The organism is Bordetella genomosp. 10, from assembly GCF_002261225.1.
Classification (GTDB): domain Bacteria; phylum Pseudomonadota; class Gammaproteobacteria; order Burkholderiales; family Burkholderiaceae_B; genus Bordetella_C.
Genome location: NZ_NEVM01000005.1, coordinates 652,620 through 671,928, shown reverse-complemented (window position 1 = coordinate 671,928; position 19,309 = coordinate 652,620). Strand labels below are relative to the sequence as shown.

Genomic DNA, 19,309 nt, shown 5'->3' with positions numbered 1-19,309 from the left:
CAGCGCTGAGCATGCCCGACAACACGAAGGTCCCGGCCGCCGCCTCGGCGGGCGCGGATGATCTGATCGAACTGGGCCGCGTCAGCGCCGCTTATGGCGTACGGGGCTGGGTGAAGGTGCAGCCGCATTCGGCGCATGCCGACGTGCTGCTTTCCATCCCCGAATGGCGGCTGGCGCGTCTTGCCACGCCCGCCAAGGGGGCTGCATCCGCGCAGCCGCCGGCTTCGGCCATCTCGATCCATAAAGTCGTCACGTCCCGCCCGCAAGGCGCGACCGTGGTCGCGCAATTGGCGGGCATCGCCGACCGCGACCAGGCCGAGGCCTTGCGCGGCATGGCGGTCTACGCCCCGCGCTCGTCTTTTCCCGAACCGGAAGACGACGAGTTCTACTGGGTCGATCTCATCGGTTGCACGTTGTATGGCCAGCAGGACGGCGTTGCCGTGCTGCTGGGCCGCGTCGAGGGCGTGCTGGACAACGGCGCGCATTCGGTGCTGCGCGTCGCCCGGCAGAACCTGGACGCGGCGGGCGTCGCGCAAGCGGTGCTCGACGCCAAGGGGCGTCCGGCCGAAATCCTGGTGCCTTTCGTCCAGGCGCACGTCCATACCGTCGACATCGCCAATCGCCGCATCGACAGCGACTGGCCGCTGGACTACTGATGCGCTTCGACGTCCTTACCCTGTTTCCCGACATGTTCAGCGTGGTCCGGGACCTGGGGGTGACCGGACGCGCGCACGCGCAGGGCCGCTGGGCCCTGCACGCCTGGAATCCGCGCGATTACACCCATGACGTCCACCGCACCGTGGACGACCGTCCTTACGGCGGCGGTCCCGGCATGGTCATGATGCCCGGTCCGCTGGAGGCTGCCTTGCAGGCCGCCCAGTCGCAACGCGCATCCGCCGGCCTGGCGCCGGCGCCCGTCGTCCTGATGTCGCCCACCGGCCGCCGTTTCGACCAGGCCGCCGCGCAGCAGTTGGCCGCCGGCCCCGGCGCGGTGCTTGTCTGCGGCCGCTACGAAGGCCTGGACCAGCGCTTCATCGACCGCTGCGTGACCGACGAGATCTCCCTGGGCGACTTCGTCCTGTCCGGCGGCGAGCTGGCGGCCCTCGCCGTCATCGACGCCGCCGTGCGTCTCATGCCGGGCGTGCTCAACGACGACGCGTCGGCGGTGCAGGATTCCTTCAATCCCGCGCTTTCCGGCCTGCTGGACAGCCCGCACTACACGCGCCCCGAAGTCTACGAGGGCGTCTCCGTCCCGCCCGAACTCCTGTCGGGCCACCACGCCAACATCGCCCGCTGGCGCCGCGAGCAGTCCCTGCGCCTGACCCAGCAGCGCCGCCCCGATCTCCTCGAGGCCGCCCGCCGCCAGGGCCTGCTGACCCCCGCCGACGAACGCTTCCTCAGCCTCCTGGCCGCGGCCGGCGACAAGCGCTGATTTTCAGCTCCCGAATGACGAATGACCACGAATGACCGCGCGTCCGCGCGTCATTCCTTGGGCAGATGTGCTTGCACGATATCCAGCAGCAGGGGCACGAGCTGTTTCATGGCCTTCAATGCCGACGCCACGTCACCCTCGCCAGGCGCCACGCCGTTGTATTGATCGTTTCGCGCGTCGCGCACAGCATCCATTTCGTCGAACAGGCGCTGCCCCGCGCCCGCATAGGAGCACGCGGCTTCCAGTACCTGGACGTGGTGGCCATTCGCGGACGTGCAGCGCCAACCATGCGCCGATAACACGGCCAGACTGAGGTTGAACACGGCGTCGTAGGCTGCGCCCAGGCGAGTGCTGGTCGAGTTGTCGATATTCGACGCATCCCTGGCTTTTGCGTATGCCATGTCTACCCAACCTCGGATCGATTCCCGATTCAGCGGCGCCTTCAGGAACACCTTGCTGCCTTCGGCTACGAAATCACCCGGTTTGCGCAATGCCATTCAGATCTCCCTTGAGTGCGATGAGTGCATCGCCCAGGAGTTCCAGTGCGAAAGGATTTCCACTGGCTACCGCTTCGCGCCAACGATCCGGCTCGAACGTCGTGACGTTCACGGGGCGTTTGAGCTGGCGGCCCGCTGGCTTGAACGAGGCCTGCGCCTGCACTCTGGGGATCTTCGTAACAAGAAGGAGGTCAATGTCGCTATCCGCTCCATCCGTGCCTCTTGCGGTGGATCCGAATATCGCCGCGGCGATGACGCGATCGCCCAACTCCGATAGCTGCTCCCGCAATACGCGCACGACTTCGCTGTCCTGCTGGAAGAACAGCTTCAGGTGGGCGAGGGCGGGATCAGGGGAGACCGAATAACGAGGCCGGTTGAGGATTTCTTTCTTTTCCAGCAGGCCGTACTGTGCCCAGCGGCGCAGCCAGCGGGAAGCGTTGCCGGGGTCGATGCCGGCCGCACTCGCCAGGTCGCGTGCCCCGAAGTCGCGGCTAGGGGATTCGAACAAGCATTTCAATGCCTTGTATCGCTCGGCGCCGCCAAAGAGTTCCGAGAGCATCTGTGTATTCATGGCCTGCGTCCAGGGGCAAAAAGCTGCTTATGGATTTGATGTACGTTATACATCGATTGATGTTCAATATACATCAATTGTTCCCCACGATGCCTCCAAATGCCTTGCTGGATGCACTTGGGCGGCGAACCGGCGGCCCTGGCCGGCCGACGAACGCTTCCTCAGCCTCCTGGCCGCGGCCGGCGACAAGCGCTGACTCAGGACTGCGGTTGCGGCGCGGCCGCGGCGTCGGTGCGGGAATCGCACAGATCGCGCAAATCGCGCAGCCCGTGGGCTTCGTTGTATTGGCCGATGCCTTCGCGCAGTTCCGCCACCAGCATTTGCACCAGCTTGCCGCGCGCCTTGAACCTGGGCCAGAGTAGCTGGAATTCGTAGCGGACCGCGGGCAGGAAGGGCTTGACGACCAGGCCGTGCGGGGCGAAGAAATCCGCCGTGTACGGATCGGCCACCGCGATCCCTGCGCCTTGCAGCACCAGGGCGCAGGCGGCATGGCTGTTGGAGGCCGTGGCCGTGCGCCGCGGGGAGACGTCCAGGGCATCGAGGACCTGGTCCAGCGTCTGCCGCATATAGCCTTCCTTGACGAAGGAGATGAAAGGCTCGCCATGCAGGTCCGTCGCGTGCACGTGCGGCCGGCGCGCCAACCGGTGGCCGGGCGGCAGCACGCAGACGCCGTCGACGACGCACAGCGTTTCCTTCTGCACCGCTTCGTGGGTCATGGCGGTGATGCCGATGCCGAAATCGATCTGCTGCGCGATCGCCCACTGCATGATCTTGTTCGGGCTCCGGATCTGGAAGGTCAGGTCCACCTTGGGGCGCCGCTCCAGGAAGCGCGCCAGGATGGCGGGCACGACGTGGGAGCCGAGCGCCATCATGCAGCCCAGCGAGATCGCGCCCGCGTTCAGCGTGCGCAGTTCCTCGGCCAGCCGGTCCACGTTCGTCAGGTCCGCCAGCAGGCGGCGCGCTTCCGTGTGCAGGTACAGCGCTTCGGCGGTCGGGACGATGCGGCGGTATTCGCGCTCGAACAGCTTGAGCTTGGTGCGGTATTCCAGCATCGCGATGATCTTGCTCACCGCCGGCTGCGATAGATGCAGTCTTTCGGCGGCCGCGCTGATGGAGCCCGATTCGATGACCGCGCACAGCGCTTCCAGTTGCCGCATCGTGACCATCGCCGCTGTGTTCCCGAGATCGTACAGTCGAGGTGGACGGCCTGCGCGCGCGGCGAGCCTGGCATGGCCGCGAGCGCGCGCAAGAACGCCTGCAATGTATCGTGGAACACGGAAAACCGCCAGGACCCGCGGGCGGCGCCCCGGGGTCAGGCGCGCGCCGGCGGCGCCAGCGCGTCGATCGCCGTTTCCAGCAGGCCGTCGGCCCGCGCCAGCCGGTCGCGCCGGGCCTGGTGTTCGGCGCGGTCGCGCGCCAGGTCGCGCTGCCGCCGTTCCAGCATGCGCAGCACCTCGCTGCGGCTGGGGCTGCCCGCGGTGCGCTTGAGCTCGACGTTGGCGGCCGGGGAGAGCGCCTGCCGCAGCGCCGGCTCGGGCAAGTCGACCGGCCGGCCCAGCACCTCCCGCGCGGCTTCGTCGACCAGCGCCGGCGTGACCGCCGCCGGCCCCAGCCCGCGTTCGCAGGCCAGCCGCACGGTATTGGCGACGATCATGTAGGCGCTGCGGAAATTCAATGCCCGTTCCCTGACCAGGAAGTTGGCGATTTCCGTCGCCCCGGAGAATTCGCGCGCGCAATTCTGCTGCATGGCGTCGGCATTGACGATCATGGCCCGCGCCACGCCGCGCATGACGTTGACGATGCCGCGCGCCTCGCCGAAGGCGCGGAACAGGGCGATGGTGATTTCGAAGCTGGTGTCGCGCGATTGGGCGAAGGTCGTGCCCTTCAATGTGCACAGCGCGCTCGACATATCGCCCGTGATGCGCGCCGACTTGCAGCGCACGCTTTCCAGGAAATACCCCGGATTGCGCTTCTGCGGCATGATGCTGCTGGTGTAGCCGTAGCTGTCCGGCATGTCGATCATGCCGAATTCGGACGTGCACCAGATGATCAGCGTATCGACCACGCGGGCCACGGTCGACGCCATCACGGCCAGCGCGCCCATGGCCTCGACGACATAGTCGCGCGCCGCCACCGCATCGTACGAATTCTCCACGAGGCCGTCGAAACCCAGCAAAGCGGCGGTGCGCTCGCGGTCCAGCGGAAAGCTCGAACCGGCCAGGGCGCTGCTGCCCAGCGCATTCTGGTTGGCGTTGTCGTAGGCCGCGGCGAGGCGCTTGAGGTCGCGCGCCAGGGCGTCGTGGAACGCCAGCAGGAAATGGCCCAGCGTGATGGGCTCGGCGTGCTGCAGGTGGGTATAGCCCGGCATGACCGTGACGGCGTGCTCCTCGGCTCGCGCCAGGACGGCCTCTTGCAGGTCGAGCAGGTCGGCGATCAGCGCGGCCAGCCGGTCGCGCGTCAGGAGGCGCGCGCCGCAGGCGTAGAGGTCGTTGCGGCTGCGGCCCATGTGCATCTTCCCGCCCGCCTTCGGCGCCCGGCGGCTGACGTAGGCCTCCATCTGCATATAGAGATCGGTATCGTGATGCAGCGCCAACCCCTCCGGCCCGGCCCGCTCCATCTCGCGCAGCGCCGCCAGGATGCTTCCGCCTTCTTCCGCGTCCACCAGGCGCTGCTCGCACAGCATGACCACGTGCGCCTTGTGGATGCGCAGGTGCGCGTCGAAGTACTGTCCCATGTCGGCCAGGAAAGGCGCCATGACGTATTCGACCAGTTCGGGTGCCTTGGCTTCGGATTTGAGTCGGCCCACTTTTTCCTCTCGTTCGATAGGCGGCGATGAACCGCGATAAACAGCGATGAAAATCGATGAAAAGCGGATGAACGGCGCGCCGCCGCGGCGCTATTGCTCCATGTCGGCGGAGGCGGCGATCTCGCTCAGCGTCTGCAGGTTGCGGCGCAGAAAGGCCGCGTAGTCCGTGCCGTTCATGAACTGCGGATCGGCGCCCATTTTCTTGATCTCCGCCTGGTACTCGCGGTCGGTCAGGACCGTCTCCATGGCGGCCCGCAACCGGGCGATCCGGTCCGGCGGCACCGCCGCGGCCGTGGCGAAGCCGTCGAAGGACACGTACACCGCCTTGGGATAGCCGAGTTCCTTGATGGAGGGCACGTCCGGCAGGTCCGCCGACCGTTCGGCCGAGGTCACCGCCAGCACTTTCAGCTTGCCGGCCTGCACGTGGGGCAGGGCGGTGGCCAGCGTCACCACCGCCGCGTCGACGTGGTCGCCCATGGTCGCCAGCATGGCGTCGTTGCCGCCAGCGAACGGGATGTGCAGGACCTTGCGGCCGATCTGCTGCGCCAGTATCTCGATGTAGAAATGCGACGGGCTGCGCGGTCCCCAGGAAGCGATGCGGACCGTTCCGGCCGGTTTGTCCTTGATGTCGCCGGCGAAGGCCGCGAAGTCCCGGTAGCGGCCGGTGTTGCAGACGATCGCCATCGTATTCGTGGTGCTCATGCCGAGCGGGGCGATGTCGTCGAGCTTGTAGCGGGCCAGGTTGCTGCCCGGCACCAGCAGGGGGCCCAGATTCGAGTTGCCGCCCGTCATGATGCGATAGCCGTCGGGCTGCGCCAGCACGTAGCTGGTGCCGATGGCGCCGCCCGCGCCGGGCTTGTTCATCACCACTACCGGCACGCCCAGCAGCTTGCTCAGGCGGGGCGCGGCGTAGCGCGCCATGGCATCGGTGGAGCCGCCGGGAGAAAACGGCACGACGAGCTCGATCTGGTGGTCGGGAAAGGAAGCGGCGCCGGCGGCCGCGGCCATGCCCCAGCCGGCGGCCAGGAGCCCCAGCGCCGCGCCCCACCGGGCAAGCCGGGAAGCCGGCCGCCCCGGCCCAGGTTTTCGCATGTCGTCGTTCATGGTGCTCTCCACATTTCGTCCGCCGGGCAAGGGCAAGGACTCGGGCGCCGCGGGGGAAGACAGACAGGCGCCCCGGCGGTTCAGATTTGAGCAGCCGGTGGAAAACACGGTCAAATCAAATAAATGCCGTTATTCATTCCTTGTGAGAATGCGAGAGAACAAAGAAAAACCCCGGCGACCGGACTGCTTGTCCGACCGCCGGGGTCTGAGTGACGAACTGGATAGGCGAAATCAGGCCGCGAGCTTGCCCCGCTGCTCGCGCACCTTGGCCAGCGTCTCGCTGAACTGGCCCAGGCGGGCCCGTTCCTGCTCGACCACCGCGGCCGGCGCGCGTTCGACGAAGCTGGCATTGGACAGCTTGCCGTTGGCCTTGGCGATCTCGCCTTCCAGGCGGGCGATTTCCTTGTCCAGGCGGGCGGTCTCGGCGGCCACGTCGATCTCCACGCGCAGCATCAGGCGGGCGCTGCCCACCACCTGCACGGGCGCGCCGACGTCGGGCAGGGCGGCCACCGTTTCCACTTCGCTCAGGCGCGCCAGCGCGGCCAGGTAGGGGCCGTTGCGCTCCAGCTCGGCGCGGTCGCCCTGGGCCACCAGCGGCACCTTCTGCGCGGGCGACAGGTTCATCTCGCCGCGCAGGGCGCGCACGGCTTCGACCTGGGCCTTCAGGTTGGCGACGTCGGCCTCGGCGGCCTTGTCGATCGCCGCCGGGTTGGCGACCGGGTAGGGCTGCACGCTGACGCTGTCGTCCTTGCCGGCGGCGCGCTTGCCGGCCACCACCGACACCTTCTGCCACAGCTCTTCCGTGATGAAGGGAATGATGGGGTGCGCCAGGCGCAGCACCACTTCCAGCACGCGGATCAGCGTGGCGCGCGTGCCCAGTTGCTGGGCCGGCGTGCCGTTCTGGATCTGCACCTTGGCCAGTTCGACGTACCAGTCGCAATACTCGTCCCATACGAAGCGGTAGAGCGCGTTGGCGACGTTGTCGAAGCGATAGTCGGCGAAGCCGCGCGCGACCTCGGTTTCCAGTTCCTGCAACTGGCTGACGATCCAGCGGTCCACGAAGGAGGTTTCGCCCGCGGCAGCCGCCTGGCTCAGGTCATGGCCCTCGGTGTTCATCAGCACGAAGCGCGTGGCGTTCCACAGCTTGTTGCAGAAGTTGCGGTAGCCCTCGCAGCGCTTGAGGTCGAAGTTGATGTTGCGGCCCAGCGTGGCGTAGGCGGCCATGGTGAAGCGCAGCGCATCGGCGCCGAAGGCGGGGATGCCGTCCGGATACTGGCGCCGCGTGGCCTTCTCGATCTGGCCCGCCTGCTTGGGGTTCATCAGGCCGTAGGTGCGCTTGCGCACCAGCGTTTCCAGGTCCACGCCGTCGATCAGGTCGACCGGATCCAGCGTGTTGCCCTTGGACTTGCTCATCTTCTGGCCGTCGGCGTCGCGGATCAGGCCGTGCACGTAGACGTGCTTGAACGGGATCTGGCCGGTCAGGTGGGTGGTCATCATGACCATGCGCGCCACCCAGAAGAAGATGATGTCGAAGCCGGTCACCAGCACGCTGGACGGCAGGTAGCGCGCCAGGTCCGGCGTCTGCTCGGGCCAGCCCAGGTCGGTGAAGGGCACCAGCGCCGACGAGAACCAGGTGTCGAGCACGTCGGGGTCGCGTTGCAGCGGGCCCTGCACGCCGGCGGCGCGGGCCTGCGCGAGGGCGTCTTCCTCGTTGTGCGCGACGAAGATCGAGCCGTCCTCGGCATACCAGGCCGGGATCTGGTGGCCCCACCACAACTGGCGCGAAATGCACCAGTCCTGGATGTTGTTCAGCCACTGGTTGTAGATGGTGGTCCAGTTTTCGGGATAGAAGGACACGCGGCCGTCGGCCACCACTTCCAGCGCCACCTCGGTGATGCTCTTGCCGGGATGCAGCGTGCCTTCGGGCGCCGGCTTGCTCATGGCGACGAACCACTGGTCGGTCAGCATGGGCTCCAGCACGACGCCGGTGCGGTCGCCCTTGGGCTGCATCATCTTGTGCGGTTCGACCTTGGCCAGGTAGCCCTCTTCCTCCAGCGCGGCGACGACGGCCTTGCGCGCTTCATAGCGCTCCATGCCGCGGAACCGGGCCGGGCCGTTGTCGTTGATGTGGGCGTCGGGCGTGAAGATGACGATCAGCGGCAGGTCGTGGCGCAAGGCGCAGGCATAGTCGTTGAAGTCATGGGCGCCGGTGATCTTGACGCAACCCGTGCCGAAGTCCGGATCGACGAAATCGTCCGCGATGATGGGAATGTTGCGGTCGCACAGCGGCAGCTCCACCAGCTTGCCGACCAGGTGGCGGTAGCGCTCGTCGTCCGGGTGCACGCACAGCGCGCCGTCGGCCAGCATGGTCTCGGGCCGTGTGGTGGCGATGGTCATGCCGCGCAGGGTGACCGTGCGGCCTTCCTTGTCGACGATGGTCTGCGGCCCGTCGACGAAGGGGTAGGTGATGTGCCACATGAAGCCGTCGGTTTCCTCCGACTGCACTTCCAGGTCCGACACCGCCGTCAGCAGCTTGGGGTCCCAGTTGACCAGGCGCTTGCCGCGGTAGATCAGGCCTTCGCGGTACAGGCGCACGAAGGTTTCCACCACGCCGCGCGACATGCGCTCGTCCATGGTGAAGTATTCGCGGTGCCAGTCGGCCGAGGCGCCCAGGCGGCGCATCTGGCCGGTGATGGTGCTGCCGGACTGTTCCTTCCACTCCCAGACCTTCTCGACGAACTTCGCGCGGCCGAGGTCGTGGCGGGAAATGTTCTGGGCGTCCAGTTGGCGCTGCACCACGATCTGGGTGGCGATGCCGGCATGGTCGGTGCCGGGGATCAGCACGGTGTCGTCGCCCGACATGCGGCGATAGCGGGCCAGCCCGTCCATGATGGTCTGGTTGAAGGCGTGGCCCATGTGCAGCGTGCCCGTTACATTGGGCGGCGGGAACTGGATGGTGTAACTTTGGTCTCCAGAACCTGTATTGACGTGGCGGCCGCCATCGAAATAGCCGCGCCGGTTCCATTCGGCGTACCAGCGCGCTTCGAGATCGGCCGGCTCGAAGCTTTTGGCGAGTTCCTGTGTCTCGGCAGGGGCGGCGGGGGACGCGGCGGATTGCGCGGCGTCGTTCACGGCTTTATTCATTACACGGTTCCGGGGACAGATCGCCCGACCGATCCAACGTCGGCGGGTCAAACATGCGATTTTATGATGTAGACGGCCCTTATAGGCATGCTAGAATGGCCGGTTACTGTAAACCTGTTAGAAGTCCCTGTTTTTATTGGAGTTTTCATGTCTGTCCAACGTACCCTCTCGATTATCAAGCCCGACGCCGTGGCGAAGAACGTTATCGGCCAAATCGTGGCCCGTTTCGAGCAGGCCGGCCTGAAGGTGATCGCTGCCCGCCTGCAGCAGCTTTCCCGCGCTGACGCCGAGCGTTTTTACGCTGTGCACAAGGAACGTCCCTTCTTCAAGGACCTGGTCGACTTCATGGTTTCCGGCCCGGTCTTCGTGCAAGTGCTGGAAGGCGAGGACGCCATCCAGAAGAACCGTGACCTGATGGGCGCCACCGACCCCAAGAAGGCCGCCGCCGGCACCATCCGCGCCGACTTCGCCGACAGCATCGACGCCAACGCCGTGCACGGCTCGGACGCGCCGGAAACCGCCGCGGTCGAAGTGGCTTTCTTCTTCCCCGAAATCAACATCCACAGCCGTTGATCGCGGCTGGGGCGCAACGCGACATGGAAAACGTCGAACGCATCAATCTGCTGGGCCTGGACGGCGGCGAGCTGGCCGGGCTGGTGGCGCGCTGGGGCGGCAAGCCCTTCCGCGCCAAGCAGTTGCAGCGCTGGGTGCACCAGCGCGGCGCCGATTCGTTCGACGCCATGACCGACCTGGCGCGCGACTTCCGCGGCCAGTTGGCGGAGAACTGCCTCATCCAGGCGCCGCCGGTCATGACCCAGCAGCGTTCGTCCGACGGCACCCGCAAGTGGCTGTTCGACGTCGGCCAGGGCAATGCCATCGAAACCGTGTTCATCCCCGAGGACGACCGCGGCACCTTGTGCATCTCCAGCCAGGCCGGCTGCACGGTCAACTGCCGTTTCTGTTCCACCGGGCACCAGGGATTCAACCGCAACCTGCACGCCAGCGAAATCGTCGGCCAGTTGTGGTGGGCCCGCAAGGTGCTGGAGGCGGACCTGGCCAGCGCCCGGCTGCCGGCCGCCGAGGGCGGCGCGGCCAGCGCGCCGGCCGACAACCGCGTGGTCAGCAACGTGGTCATGATGGGCATGGGCGAGCCCCTGCTCAACTACGACCAGGTGTTGACCTCGCTGCGCCTGATGCTGGACGACAACGCCTATGGCCTGTCGCGCCGCCGCGTCACGGTGTCCACCTCGGGCGTGGTGCCCATGATGGACCGCCTGTCGCAGGACTGTCCGGTGGCCCTGGCCGTCTCGCTGCACGCGCCCAACGACGCGCTGCGCGACGAACTGGTGCCGCTGAACCGCAAGTACCCGCTGGCCGAGCTGCTGGCTGCATGCAATCGCTACCTGGCGTACGCGCCGCGCGATTTCATTACCTTCGAATACGTCATGCTGGACGGCGTCAACGACTCCGACCAGCATGCCCGGGAACTGGTGGCGATCGCGCGCCAGGTGCGCTGCAAGCTCAACCTGATCCCGTTCAATCCTTTTCCGCAATCCGGCTTGAAGCGCTCGCCGATGGCGCGCGTGCGCATCTTCGCGCAGCGGCTGATGGATGCCGGCGTCATCACCACGGTGCGCAAGACCCGTGGCGACGATATCGACGCCGCCTGTGGCCAGTTGGCGGGCGAAGTGCGCGACCGTACCAAAATCACGGAACGCATCGCCGCGCAGCGCCGGGCCATCCCGATCAAACAGGTGCATGCATGACGCAAGAAGCCGCTCAGCCCGTATCCGAGACCGCCGCCCAGGCAGGGAACGAGTCCGTGGGGGCGGCTTTGCGTTCGCTGCGCGTCAGCAAGGGCTGGTCGCTGGAAGAAGTGGCCAGCCGCATCAAGTTCGCGCCGCGCCAGATCGACGCGCTGGAGAACGAGAAGTGGGCCGACCTGCCCACGGGCATCTCGCTGCGCGGCCTGATACGCAGCTACGCGCGCCTGCTCGGCGCCGATCCGCAGGCCATCATCGCTTCGCTGGATCCGCACATGAGCGCCGCCCACCCGGCCAGCCTGGTGCAGGGGCCCCTGCACTCGGCCACCGGCGGCGCCCACGTCGACGAAGACCGCGGCAGCTCCTCCTCGTGGGGCTGGCTGATCGTCATCCTGGTGGTGGTGGCCGCGGGCCTGGCCTATGCCTACTGGCAGGGCTGGCTGCCGCAACATTGGGTTCCCGCCTGGTTATCCAGGCAGGCGGGCTGAGCCGGCCCCAGCGCCGCTGTCCGCCGCGTTCAGATTACGACGCCAGACATGGAAGATTCGACTTTGCCCCGGGGGCCGCTGCCCTGCCAGGATAATCCGCCGCCCGTGGTGGGCCCGGCGGCGCGCCATCGCACGCGGGCCGTGGCCGTGCGCTGGGGCGATCGCGTCGTCACCATCGGCGGCGATGCCCCGGTGGTGGTGCAGTCCATGACCAATACCGACACCGCCGACGCCATCGCCACCGCCATCCAGGTGCGCGATCTGGCGCAGGCCGGTTCGGAGCTGGTGCGCATCACGGTCAATACGCCGGAAGCCGCGCGCGAGGTCATCGCCATCCGCGAACAGCTCGACCGCATGGGCGTGTCCACGCCCCTGGTCGGCGATTTCCACTACAACGGGCACAAGCTGCTGACGCAGTTTCCCGATTGCGCGCAGGCCCTGTCCAAGTACCGCATCAACCCGGGCAACATGGGCGGCGGCAAGCGGCGCGACGACAACTTCGCGCAGATGATCGAAGTGGCGTGCCGCCACGACAAGCCGGTGCGCATCGGCGTGAACTGGGGCAGCCTGGACCACGAGCTGATGGCGCGCAAGATGGATGAAAACAGCCGCCGCGCCCAGCCCTGGGAAGCGCAGGCGGTGATGCGCGACGCCCTGGTGGTGTCGGCCATCAGCAATGCCCGGCGCGCCGAGGAACTCGGCCTGGCGGGCGACAAGATCGTGCTGTCGTGCAAGGTCAGCCACGTGCAGGACCTGATCGCGGTCTATCGCGACCTGGCCGCGCGCTGCGACTATCCCGCGCACCTGGGCCTGACCGAGGCGGGCATGGGCAGCAAGGGCATCGTGGCCTCGACGGCCGCGCTGGCGGTGCTGCTGCAGGAAGGCATCGGCGACACCATCCGCATTTCCCTCACGCCCGAGCCGGGCGGGGACCGCGCGCGCGAAGTCGTGGTGGCGCAGGAAATCCTGCAAAGCATGGGCCTGCGCGCCTTCACGCCCATGGTGGTGGCCTGCCCGGGCTGCGGCCGCACCAGCAGCACGGTGTTCCAGGAACTGGCCGACAGCATCCAGTCCTACCTGCGGCGCCAGATGCCGGTCTGGCGCACGCGCTATCCCGGCGTGGAGACCATGAACGTGGCCGTCATGGGCTGCGTGGTCAACGGCCCCGGGGAAAGCCGCCATGCCGACATCGGCATCAGCCTGCCCGGCACCGGCGAGGTCCCGGCCGCGCCGGTCTTCGTCGACGGCGAGCGCACGGTGACCCTCAAGGGCGACCGCATCGCCGAGGAATTCCAGGCCATCGTCGAAAACTACGTGGCGCGCCGCTATGGCGCGCCGGTCTCACAATAAGCAAAAGGTGAGGCGCGGGTCCGCCGGCAGGCGGCCGCCGCGCCCAAGGACATGACGCAAGCGTTCCAGAAAGTCGCCGCCATACGCGGCATGAATGACGTACTGCCCGGCGTGGGCGCCCGGTGGGAGCAATTCGAGGAAATCGTCCGCGAGTGGCTGCATGCCTACGGCTACCGCAATCTGCGCACGCCGGTGCTGGAGCACACCCGCCTGTTCGCGCGCGGCATCGGCGAAGTCACCGACATCGTCGAAAAAGAGATGTACACCTTCACCGACGCGCTCAACGGCGATTCCCTGACGATGCGTCCGGAAATGACGGCCGGCATCGTGCGCGCCTCCATCGAGCACAACCTGCTGTACGACCGCCCGCAGCGCGTCTATTCGCTGGGCCCGGTCTTCCGCCACGAGCGTCCGCAGCGCGGCCGCTACCGCCAGTTCCACCAGATCGACGTCGAGGCCCTGGGTTTCGCCGGCCCGGACGTCGACGCCGAGCTGATCGTCATGCTGGCCCGCCTGTGGAAGCGCCTGGGACTGGACGACGTGCGCCTGGAGCTCAATTCGCTGGGCCAGGCCGAAGAGCGCGCCGCGCACCGCGCCGCCCTCATCGAGCACCTGGAAAAGCACCGCGACGTCCTCGACGAGGACGGCCAGCGCCGCATGTACAGCAATCCGCTGCGCGTGCTGGACACCAAGAACCCGGCCATGCAGGCCATGGCCGACAGCGCGCCCAAGCTGTTCGATTTCCTCGGCGCGGAATCGCGCGCCCACTTCGACGGCGTGCGCGCGCTGCTGGACGACGCCGGCATCCCGTACCGCCTGAACCCGCGCCTGGTGCGCGGCCTGGACTACTACAACCTGACCGTCTTCGAATGGGTCACGGACCGTCTCGGCGCGCAGGGCACGGTGTGCGGCGGCGGCCGCTACGACGGCCTGATCGAACTGCTGGGCGGCAAGCCGGCGCCCGCGGTGGGATTCGCCATCGGCATGGAACGCCTGCTCGACCTGTGGGACCAGACGGCGCCCGCCGCGGCCACGCCCGAATGTGAAATTTATGTGGTGCACCAGGGGGACGCGGCCCAGCGCCTGGCCGCGCGCGTGGGCGAAACCCTGCGCGACGCCGGTCTTTCCGTTATCGTGCACGCCGGTCCGGCCAGCTTCAAGTCGCAATTCAAGCGCGCCGACGCCAGCGGCGCCCGGGTTGCGGTTATCCTTGGCGCCGACGAAGTGGCCGCCCAGGCGGCCAGCATCAAATATCTGCGCGCCGACGGCGCGCAGGGCGAGTCGCAGCAGCAGGTCCCGCTGGCCGGACTCGCGCAGGTTTTGAAATCGAAGGGTTAGCATGGCATACGATCTCGAAGAACAGGAAAAGCTGGACGCGCTGAAGGCCTGGTGGGCCAGATACGGCCTGCTGGTGGGCATCGTGGTCGCGGTCGCGGCCTTGGCCTGGGGCGGCTGGAACGGCTGGCGCGCCTATCAGGGCCACGTCAGCCGCCAGGCCATGGGGTATTTCGAGGCCTTGGAAGACGCGGCTCGCCTGGGCGGCCCGGACGCCAGCGCCCGCATCAAGGCCGCCGCGGGCACGCTGCGCAGCGACTATCCCAAGACCGGCTATGCCGGCCGCGGCGTGCTGGTGGCCGCGCAGGCCCTGCAGGCCCAGAACGACGTCGACGGCGCGCGCGAGCAGCTCGAATGGCTGGCCGGGCAGAAGCGCCAGGCCGCCTTGCAGCCGGTCGCCAAGCTGCGCCTGGCGGGCATCCTGCTGGACCAGAAGAAATACGACGAGGCGCTGGCGCAACTGAACGATCCGCCGCCGGCTTTCGCCGCCTTGTTCGCCGATCGCCGCGGCGACGTGCTGGCTGCCCAGGGCAAGGCCCAGGAAGCGCGCGCCGCCTACCAGCAAGCGATCGACGGCCTGGGGCAGTCCAATGCCTTGGTGCCGGTCGTGCAACTCAAACTCGATGCCCTCGCCGGAGCCTGATTCCGATGTCCAAGCCTGTTATCCGCCGTTCCTTCGCCCTGGCCGCCTGCATGGCCGCCGCCGTCGCCCTGAGCGCGTGCTCGCTGTTTTCCAAGGACGACAAGCGCTATGACCCGGCGCCGCTGACCGAATACAAGGCCGGCATGTCGGTGCACCAGGCCTGGTCGGTCTCCGTCGGCAGCGGCGGCGGCCTGGGCTTCCTGCCCACCGTCGTCGGCGACGCCGTCTACGCCGCCACGCCCAACGGCAAGGTCGGCAAGTACGACCTGCTGAGCGGCCGCGCCGTCTGGACCGCCTCCACCGACGACCTGTCGGCGGGCGCGGGCAGCGACGGCGGCACCACCGTGGTGGCGACGCCCTCGGGCCAGGTCATCGCCTTCGACGACAGCGGCAAGGTCAAGTGGAAGGCCCAGGCCACCAGCGAGGTCAATATCCCGCCGGTGGTCGGCAATGGCGTGGCGGTGGTGCGCAGCAGCGACTACCGCATCCAGGCCTTCGACGTGAACAGCGGCGACCGCGTCTGGAGCGTGCAGCGTCCCGGCCCGGCGCTGGCCCTGCGCTCGAACGCGCAGATGGTGATCGCCCAGGGCCTGGTCCTGACGGGGCTGCCGGGCGGCAAGATGATGGCCATCAACGTCAGCACCGGCGACGTGCAGTGGGAAGGCACCGTGGCCACCCCCAAGGGCGGCAGCGACCTGGAGCGCCTGACGGACGTGGTCGGCGCGCCCAAGCTGCTGGGACCGCTGATGTGCGCCGTGGCCTATCAAGGCCGCGTGGTCTGCTTCGACGTCTCGCAGGGCGGCCGTCCGGTCTGGACCAAGGACTTCTCCAGCAGCGTCGGCCTGGCGCTGGACGACCATGGCGTCTACGTGCCGGACCAGAACAGCCTGCTGTACGGTTTCGACGTGCGCAACGGCCAGCAGCTCTGGAAGCTGGACGCATTGAAGAATCGCCGCCTGACCGCCCCGGCCGTGATCGGCAGCGCGGTCGCCGTGGGCGATTATGATGGCTACGTGCACTTCGTGTCGCGCGACAACGGCCAGTTGCTGGCGCGCATCTCGGTGGGCGGCGGCGCCGTCGTCTCGCCCCTGACCACCACGACGCAAGGCGTGCTGGCGCAGACGGGCAACGGCAACCTGGTGATGCTCAGCACCAACTGAACGTTTTTCCGCCATTCCGGCGATTTTTTCCGAACCTGATACCTCTTTCTCCGTGCCTTTCAAACCTGTCGTCGCCCTGGTGGGCCGTCCCAATGTCGGAAAGTCCACCCTTTTCAACCGCCTGACGCGCTCGCGCGCGGCCCTGGTCGCGGACTTTTCCGGCCTGACGCGCGATCGTCACTACGGCGAGGGCAGGGTGGGGGACTATCCGTTCATCGCCATCGACACCGGCGGTTTCGAGCCGGTGGCCAAGGACGGCATCCTGCTGGAGATGGCGCGCCAGACCAAGCAGGCCATCGCCGAGTCCGACGTCGTCATCTTCCTGGTCGACGGCCGCGCCGGCGTCAACGCGCACGATCACGAGATCGCCGCCCTGCTGCGCCGTTCGGGGCAGCGCCGCATCATCCTGGCGGTCAACAAGGCCGAAGGCATGGGCATGGGCGCCACCGCCGACTTCCACGAGCTGGGCCTGGGTCAGCCGCGCCCCATTTCGGCGGCCCACGGCGACGGCATCGTCGACCTGATCGAGCTGGCGCTGCGCGACCTGGTGGAACCGGAACCGGAGCCGGCGGAAACGGACGAGTTCGGCGACCCCGATGACGCCGATGGCGAGTCGGATACGCCGCCCGAAGGCAAGTTCCAGTCGCTGCCGGCGGACCACCGCATCAAGCTGGCCATCGTCGGCCGTCCCAACGTCGGCAAGTCGACGCTGATCAATACCCTGCTGGGCGAGGAGCGCGTCATCGCCTTCGACATGCCCGGCACCACCCGCGACGCCATCGAAATCGAATTCGAGCGCGACGGCAAGCGCTATACGTTGATCGACACCGCCGGCCTGCGCAAGCGCGGCAAGGTCTTCGAGGCGGTGGAAAAATTCTCCGTCATCAAGACCCTGCAAGCCATCGAGGCCTGCAACGTGGTCCTGCTGATGCTGGACGCGCAGACCGAGATTTCCGAGCAGGACGCGCACATCGCCGGCTTCGTGCTGGAAACCGGGCGCGCCCTGGTGGTGGCGATCAACAAATGGGACGGCCTGGACGCCGACCAGCGCGAACGCATCCAGCGCGAATTCGAGCGCAAGCTGCGCTTCCTCTCGTTCGCCCGCATGCACACCATTTCGGCGCTCAAGGGCGCCGGCGTGAAGGCCTTGCTGAAGTCGGTCAACGCCGCGCACGCGGCCGCTTTCGCCAAGCTGTCGACGCCCAGGCTGACGCGCGAGCTGCAAGCCGCCGTCGAGCAGCAGCCGCCGCCGCGCAAGGGCATCTTCCGGCCGAAGATGCGCTACGCCCACCAGGGCGGCCAGAACCCGCCGCTGGTCATCGTGCACGGCAACGCCCTGGACGCCGTGCCGGATTCCTATCGCCGCTACCTGGAGACGCGTTTCCGCAACGCCTTCGACCTGGGCGGCACGCCGCTGCGCATCGAATTCAAGTCCTCGCACAACCCGTATGCGCAGGACAAGGACAAATAATTCCCCGAGGATAGGTCCATGAGCCGCTTCTGGAGCCCGGTGGTCGCCGGTCTCAGCCCCTACGTCCCGGGCGAGCAGCCCAAGCTGCGCAACCTGGTCAAGCTGAACACCAACGAGAATCCCTACGGTCCGTCGCCCAAGGTGCTGGACGCCATCCGCGCGGCCTGCGACGACAGCCTGCGCCTGTACCCGGACCCGGGCGCGGAGCAACTGCGCCAGGCCATCGGCCGCCGCTACGGCGTGGCGCCCGCCCAGGTGTTCGTCGGCAACGGTTCGGACGAGGTGCTGGCGCTGGCCTTCCAGGCGCTGCTCAACCATGAGGCCCCGCTGCGCTTTCCGGACATCACCTACAGCTTCTATCCGGTGTACTGCGGCCTGTACGGCATACGCCAGGAAACGGTGCCGCTGACCGGCGACTTCCGCATCGACCCGGCCGACTACCTGCCGGCGGCGGGCAAGGGCGCCGGTCCGGTCATCCTGCCCAATCCCAACGCGCCCACCGGCCGTCCCCTGGCGCTGGCCGATATCGAGCGCATCGTCGCCGGCAACCCCGACGTCGTGGTGGCGGTCGACGAGGCCTATATCGATTTCGGCGGCGAGTCGGCCGTGCCCCTGGTCGCGCGTTACGACAACCTGCTGGTCATCCAGACGCTGTCGAAGTCGCGTTCGCTGGCGGGCCTGCGGGTGGGCTACGCCATCGGTTCGACGGCCCTGATCGAAGGGCTGGACCGCGTCAAGAACAGCTTCAATTCCTATCCCATCGACCGTTTGGCCTCGGCCGGCGCCGTCGCCGCGATCGAGGACGAAGATTATTTCCAGCAAACGTGCGCCGCCGTGGTGCGCACCCGCGAGGCGTTGACGGCCGATCTGCACGCTTTTGGGTTCGAGGTGCTGCCGTCGGCGGCCAATTTCGTGTTCGCGCGGCACCCCGCTCATGACGCGGTGCAACTCGCCGCGGCGCTGCGGCAGGAAGGCATTATCGTGCGTCATTTCCGCCATCCGCGCATCGATCAATTCTTGCGTATTTCGGTGGGAACGGATGCCGAATGCCACAGTTTGGTGCAAGCGCTGAAGGGCATTTTGGGCTGAAATTTCTGGTGGCATCTTCAGCCTTAACTTCAGTGGCACCGCCCGGGAAAACCCTGTAGAGTAACGATTTCGGCGTTCGCCACCACCTCAAAACAACACAATGGAGCCTGGCCAATGAGCAATAAAGGGCAAACTCTGCAAGATCCGTTTTTGAATACGCTGCGCAAAGATCATGTGCCGGTGTCCATCTACCTCGTCAACGGCATCAAGCTGCAGGGACAAATCGAATCTTTCGACCAATACGTGGTGCTGCTGCGCAATACCGTGACCCAAATGGTCTACAAGCATGCTATTTCGACCGTTGTGCCGGCCCGTCCGGTCAACTTCCAGGTGGAAATCCCCGCTGAGTAAAGTCCGCTCCGGCCACGCAGTTCCTTTGCCCGCCGCACGTTTTCGTGTCGGCGGGCATTTTCGCTGGGGCGCCGTTTTTTTCGAACATGTTTTCACGTCGAACGC

Annotated in this window: 18 protein-coding genes; 12 read left to right on the top strand and 6 right to left on the bottom strand. The window is 67.2% G+C overall.

What is annotated here, in order from left to right; translation table 11 throughout:
• Positions 1–11 precede the first annotated feature (11 nt).
• A complete protein-coding gene (gene rimM, locus CAL29_RS19305; RefSeq protein WP_094854670.1) occupies positions 12–656 on the top strand; it encodes a ribosome maturation factor RimM in 645 nt (214 codons plus the stop codon).
• A complete protein-coding gene (trmD, locus tag CAL29_RS19300; RefSeq protein ID WP_094854669.1) occupies positions 656–1,432 on the top strand; it encodes a tRNA (guanosine(37)-N1)-methyltransferase TrmD in 777 nt (258 codons plus the stop codon). Before rimM ends, trmD begins: the two co-directional genes overlap by 1 nt.
• A gap of 50 nt (positions 1,433–1,482) precedes the next feature.
• Here the strand turns inward: trmD and CAL29_RS19295 are convergent, their stop codons facing one another.
• From CAL29_RS19295 to CAL29_RS19270, 6 genes are all read right to left on the bottom strand, one after another.
• Positions 1,483–1,929, bottom strand: a complete 447-nt coding sequence (locus tag CAL29_RS19295; protein WP_094854668.1) for a hypothetical protein — start codon at positions 1,927–1,929, stop codon at positions 1,483–1,485.
• On the bottom strand, positions 1,907–2,500 hold the full coding sequence (locus CAL29_RS19290) for a nucleotidyltransferase domain-containing protein (RefSeq protein ID WP_094854667.1): 594 nt from the start codon (positions 2,498–2,500) through the stop codon (positions 1,907–1,909). The genes CAL29_RS19295 and CAL29_RS19290 overlap by 23 nt, the downstream gene beginning before the upstream one ends.
• Before the next feature lie 197 nt (positions 2,501–2,697).
• A complete protein-coding gene (locus CAL29_RS19285; protein WP_179284110.1) occupies positions 2,698–3,657 on the bottom strand; it encodes a LysR family transcriptional regulator in 960 nt (319 codons plus the stop codon).
• A 155-nt stretch (positions 3,658–3,812) separates the two neighbouring features.
• Positions 3,813–5,306: an argininosuccinate lyase gene (gene argH / locus CAL29_RS19280; RefSeq protein WP_094854665.1), complete on the bottom strand. Its 1,494-nt coding sequence runs from the start codon at positions 5,304–5,306 to the stop codon at positions 3,813–3,815.
• A gap of 90 nt (positions 5,307–5,396) precedes the next feature.
• On the bottom strand, positions 5,397–6,410 hold the full coding sequence (locus CAL29_RS19275; RefSeq protein WP_094854664.1) for a tripartite tricarboxylate transporter substrate binding protein: 1,014 nt from the start codon (positions 6,408–6,410) through the stop codon (positions 5,397–5,399).
• A 231-nt stretch (positions 6,411–6,641) separates the two neighbouring features.
• Entirely contained in the window at positions 6,642–9,554 is a 2,913-nt protein-coding gene (locus CAL29_RS19270; protein ID WP_094854663.1) for a valine--tRNA ligase, read from the bottom strand.
• Between the two features lie 147 nt (positions 9,555–9,701).
• Here CAL29_RS19270 and ndk point away from each other — a divergent pair, with 147 nt between their 5' ends.
• From ndk to hfq, 10 genes are all read left to right on the top strand, one after another.
• Complete coding sequence (gene ndk / locus CAL29_RS19265; protein WP_094854662.1) at positions 9,702–10,127, top strand: nucleoside-diphosphate kinase; 426 nt, start codon at positions 9,702–9,704, stop codon at positions 10,125–10,127.
• Positions 10,128–10,150: 23 nt separating this feature from the next.
• Positions 10,151–11,320 carry a 23S rRNA (adenine(2503)-C(2))-methyltransferase RlmN gene (gene rlmN / locus CAL29_RS19260; RefSeq protein WP_094856751.1) on the top strand — a complete coding sequence of 390 codons (1,170 nt, stop codon included), beginning with the start codon at positions 10,151–10,153 and terminating at the stop codon, positions 11,318–11,320.
• On the top strand, positions 11,317–11,805 hold the full coding sequence (locus tag CAL29_RS19255) for a helix-turn-helix domain-containing protein (protein WP_094854661.1): 489 nt from the start codon (positions 11,317–11,319) through the stop codon (positions 11,803–11,805). The genes rlmN and CAL29_RS19255 overlap by 4 nt, the downstream gene beginning before the upstream one ends.
• A 48-nt stretch (positions 11,806–11,853) precedes the next feature.
• A complete protein-coding gene (gene ispG / locus CAL29_RS19250; RefSeq protein ID WP_094854660.1) occupies positions 11,854–13,155 on the top strand; it encodes a flavodoxin-dependent (E)-4-hydroxy-3-methylbut-2-enyl-diphosphate synthase in 1,302 nt (433 codons plus the stop codon).
• Between the two features lie 51 nt (positions 13,156–13,206).
• Positions 13,207–14,493 (top strand): histidine--tRNA ligase, encoded by a 1,287-nt coding sequence (gene hisS / locus CAL29_RS19245; RefSeq protein ID WP_094854659.1) that lies wholly within the window; start codon positions 13,207–13,209, stop codon positions 14,491–14,493.
• A 1-nt stretch (position 14,494) separates the two neighbouring features.
• Positions 14,495–15,133 (top strand): YfgM family protein, encoded by a 639-nt coding sequence (locus CAL29_RS19240; RefSeq protein WP_094854658.1) that lies wholly within the window; start codon positions 14,495–14,497, stop codon positions 15,131–15,133.
• A 5-nt stretch (positions 15,134–15,138) separates the two neighbouring features.
• Positions 15,139–16,293 carry an outer membrane protein assembly factor BamB gene (gene bamB / locus CAL29_RS19235; protein ID WP_094854657.1) on the top strand — a complete coding sequence of 385 codons (1,155 nt, stop codon included), beginning with the start codon at positions 15,139–15,141 and terminating at the stop codon, positions 16,291–16,293.
• A gap of 52 nt (positions 16,294–16,345) precedes the next feature.
• Positions 16,346–17,764: a ribosome biogenesis GTPase Der gene (der, locus tag CAL29_RS19230; RefSeq protein WP_094854656.1), complete on the top strand. Its 1,419-nt coding sequence runs from the start codon at positions 16,346–16,348 to the stop codon at positions 17,762–17,764.
• A gap of 18 nt (positions 17,765–17,782) precedes the next feature.
• Positions 17,783–18,853 carry a histidinol-phosphate transaminase gene (gene hisC / locus CAL29_RS19225; RefSeq protein WP_094854655.1) on the top strand — a complete coding sequence of 357 codons (1,071 nt, stop codon included), beginning with the start codon at positions 17,783–17,785 and terminating at the stop codon, positions 18,851–18,853.
• 114 nt (positions 18,854–18,967) lie between these two features.
• Entirely contained in the window at positions 18,968–19,204 is a 237-nt protein-coding gene (gene hfq, locus CAL29_RS19220) for an RNA chaperone Hfq (RefSeq protein WP_057652584.1), read from the top strand.
• Positions 19,205–19,309: the final 105 nt, after the last annotated feature.

Coding starts and splice junctions, on each gene's coding strand:
- CAL29_RS19255 (WP_094854661.1), top strand. CDS start 11,317: ATGACGCAAGAAGCCGCTCAGCCCGTATCCGAGACCGCCGCCCAGGCA.
- ndk (WP_094854662.1), top strand. CDS start 9,702: ATGTCTGTCCAACGTACCCTCTCGATTATCAAGCCCGACGCCGTGGCG.
- CAL29_RS19240 (WP_094854658.1), top strand. CDS start 14,495: ATGGCATACGATCTCGAAGAACAGGAAAAGCTGGACGCGCTGAAGGCC.
- CAL29_RS19290 (WP_094854667.1), bottom strand. CDS start 2,500: ATGAATACACAGATGCTCTCGGAACTCTTTGGCGGCGCCGAGCGATAC.
- bamB (WP_094854657.1), top strand. CDS start 15,139: ATGTCCAAGCCTGTTATCCGCCGTTCCTTCGCCCTGGCCGCCTGCATG.
- hisC (WP_094854655.1), top strand. CDS start 17,783: ATGAGCCGCTTCTGGAGCCCGGTGGTCGCCGGTCTCAGCCCCTACGTC.
- rimM (WP_094854670.1), top strand. CDS start 12: ATGCCCGACAACACGAAGGTCCCGGCCGCCGCCTCGGCGGGCGCGGAT.
- CAL29_RS19285 (WP_179284110.1), bottom strand. CDS start 3,657: ATGCGGCAACTGGAAGCGCTGTGCGCGGTCATCGAATCGGGCTCCATC.
- ispG (WP_094854660.1), top strand. CDS start 11,854: ATGGAAGATTCGACTTTGCCCCGGGGGCCGCTGCCCTGCCAGGATAAT.
- hisS (WP_094854659.1), top strand. CDS start 13,207: ATGACGCAAGCGTTCCAGAAAGTCGCCGCCATACGCGGCATGAATGAC.
- CAL29_RS19270 (WP_094854663.1), bottom strand. CDS start 9,554: ATGAATAAAGCCGTGAACGACGCCGCGCAATCCGCCGCGTCCCCCGCC.
- trmD (WP_094854669.1), top strand. CDS start 656: ATGCGCTTCGACGTCCTTACCCTGTTTCCCGACATGTTCAGCGTGGTC.
- hfq (WP_057652584.1), top strand. CDS start 18,968: ATGAGCAATAAAGGGCAAACTCTGCAAGATCCGTTTTTGAATACGCTG.
- CAL29_RS19295 (WP_094854668.1), bottom strand. CDS start 1,929: ATGGCATTGCGCAAACCGGGTGATTTCGTAGCCGAAGGCAGCAAGGTG.
- rlmN (WP_094856751.1), top strand. CDS start 10,151: ATGGAAAACGTCGAACGCATCAATCTGCTGGGCCTGGACGGCGGCGAG.
- CAL29_RS19275 (WP_094854664.1), bottom strand. CDS start 6,410: ATGAACGACGACATGCGAAAACCTGGGCCGGGGCGGCCGGCTTCCCGG.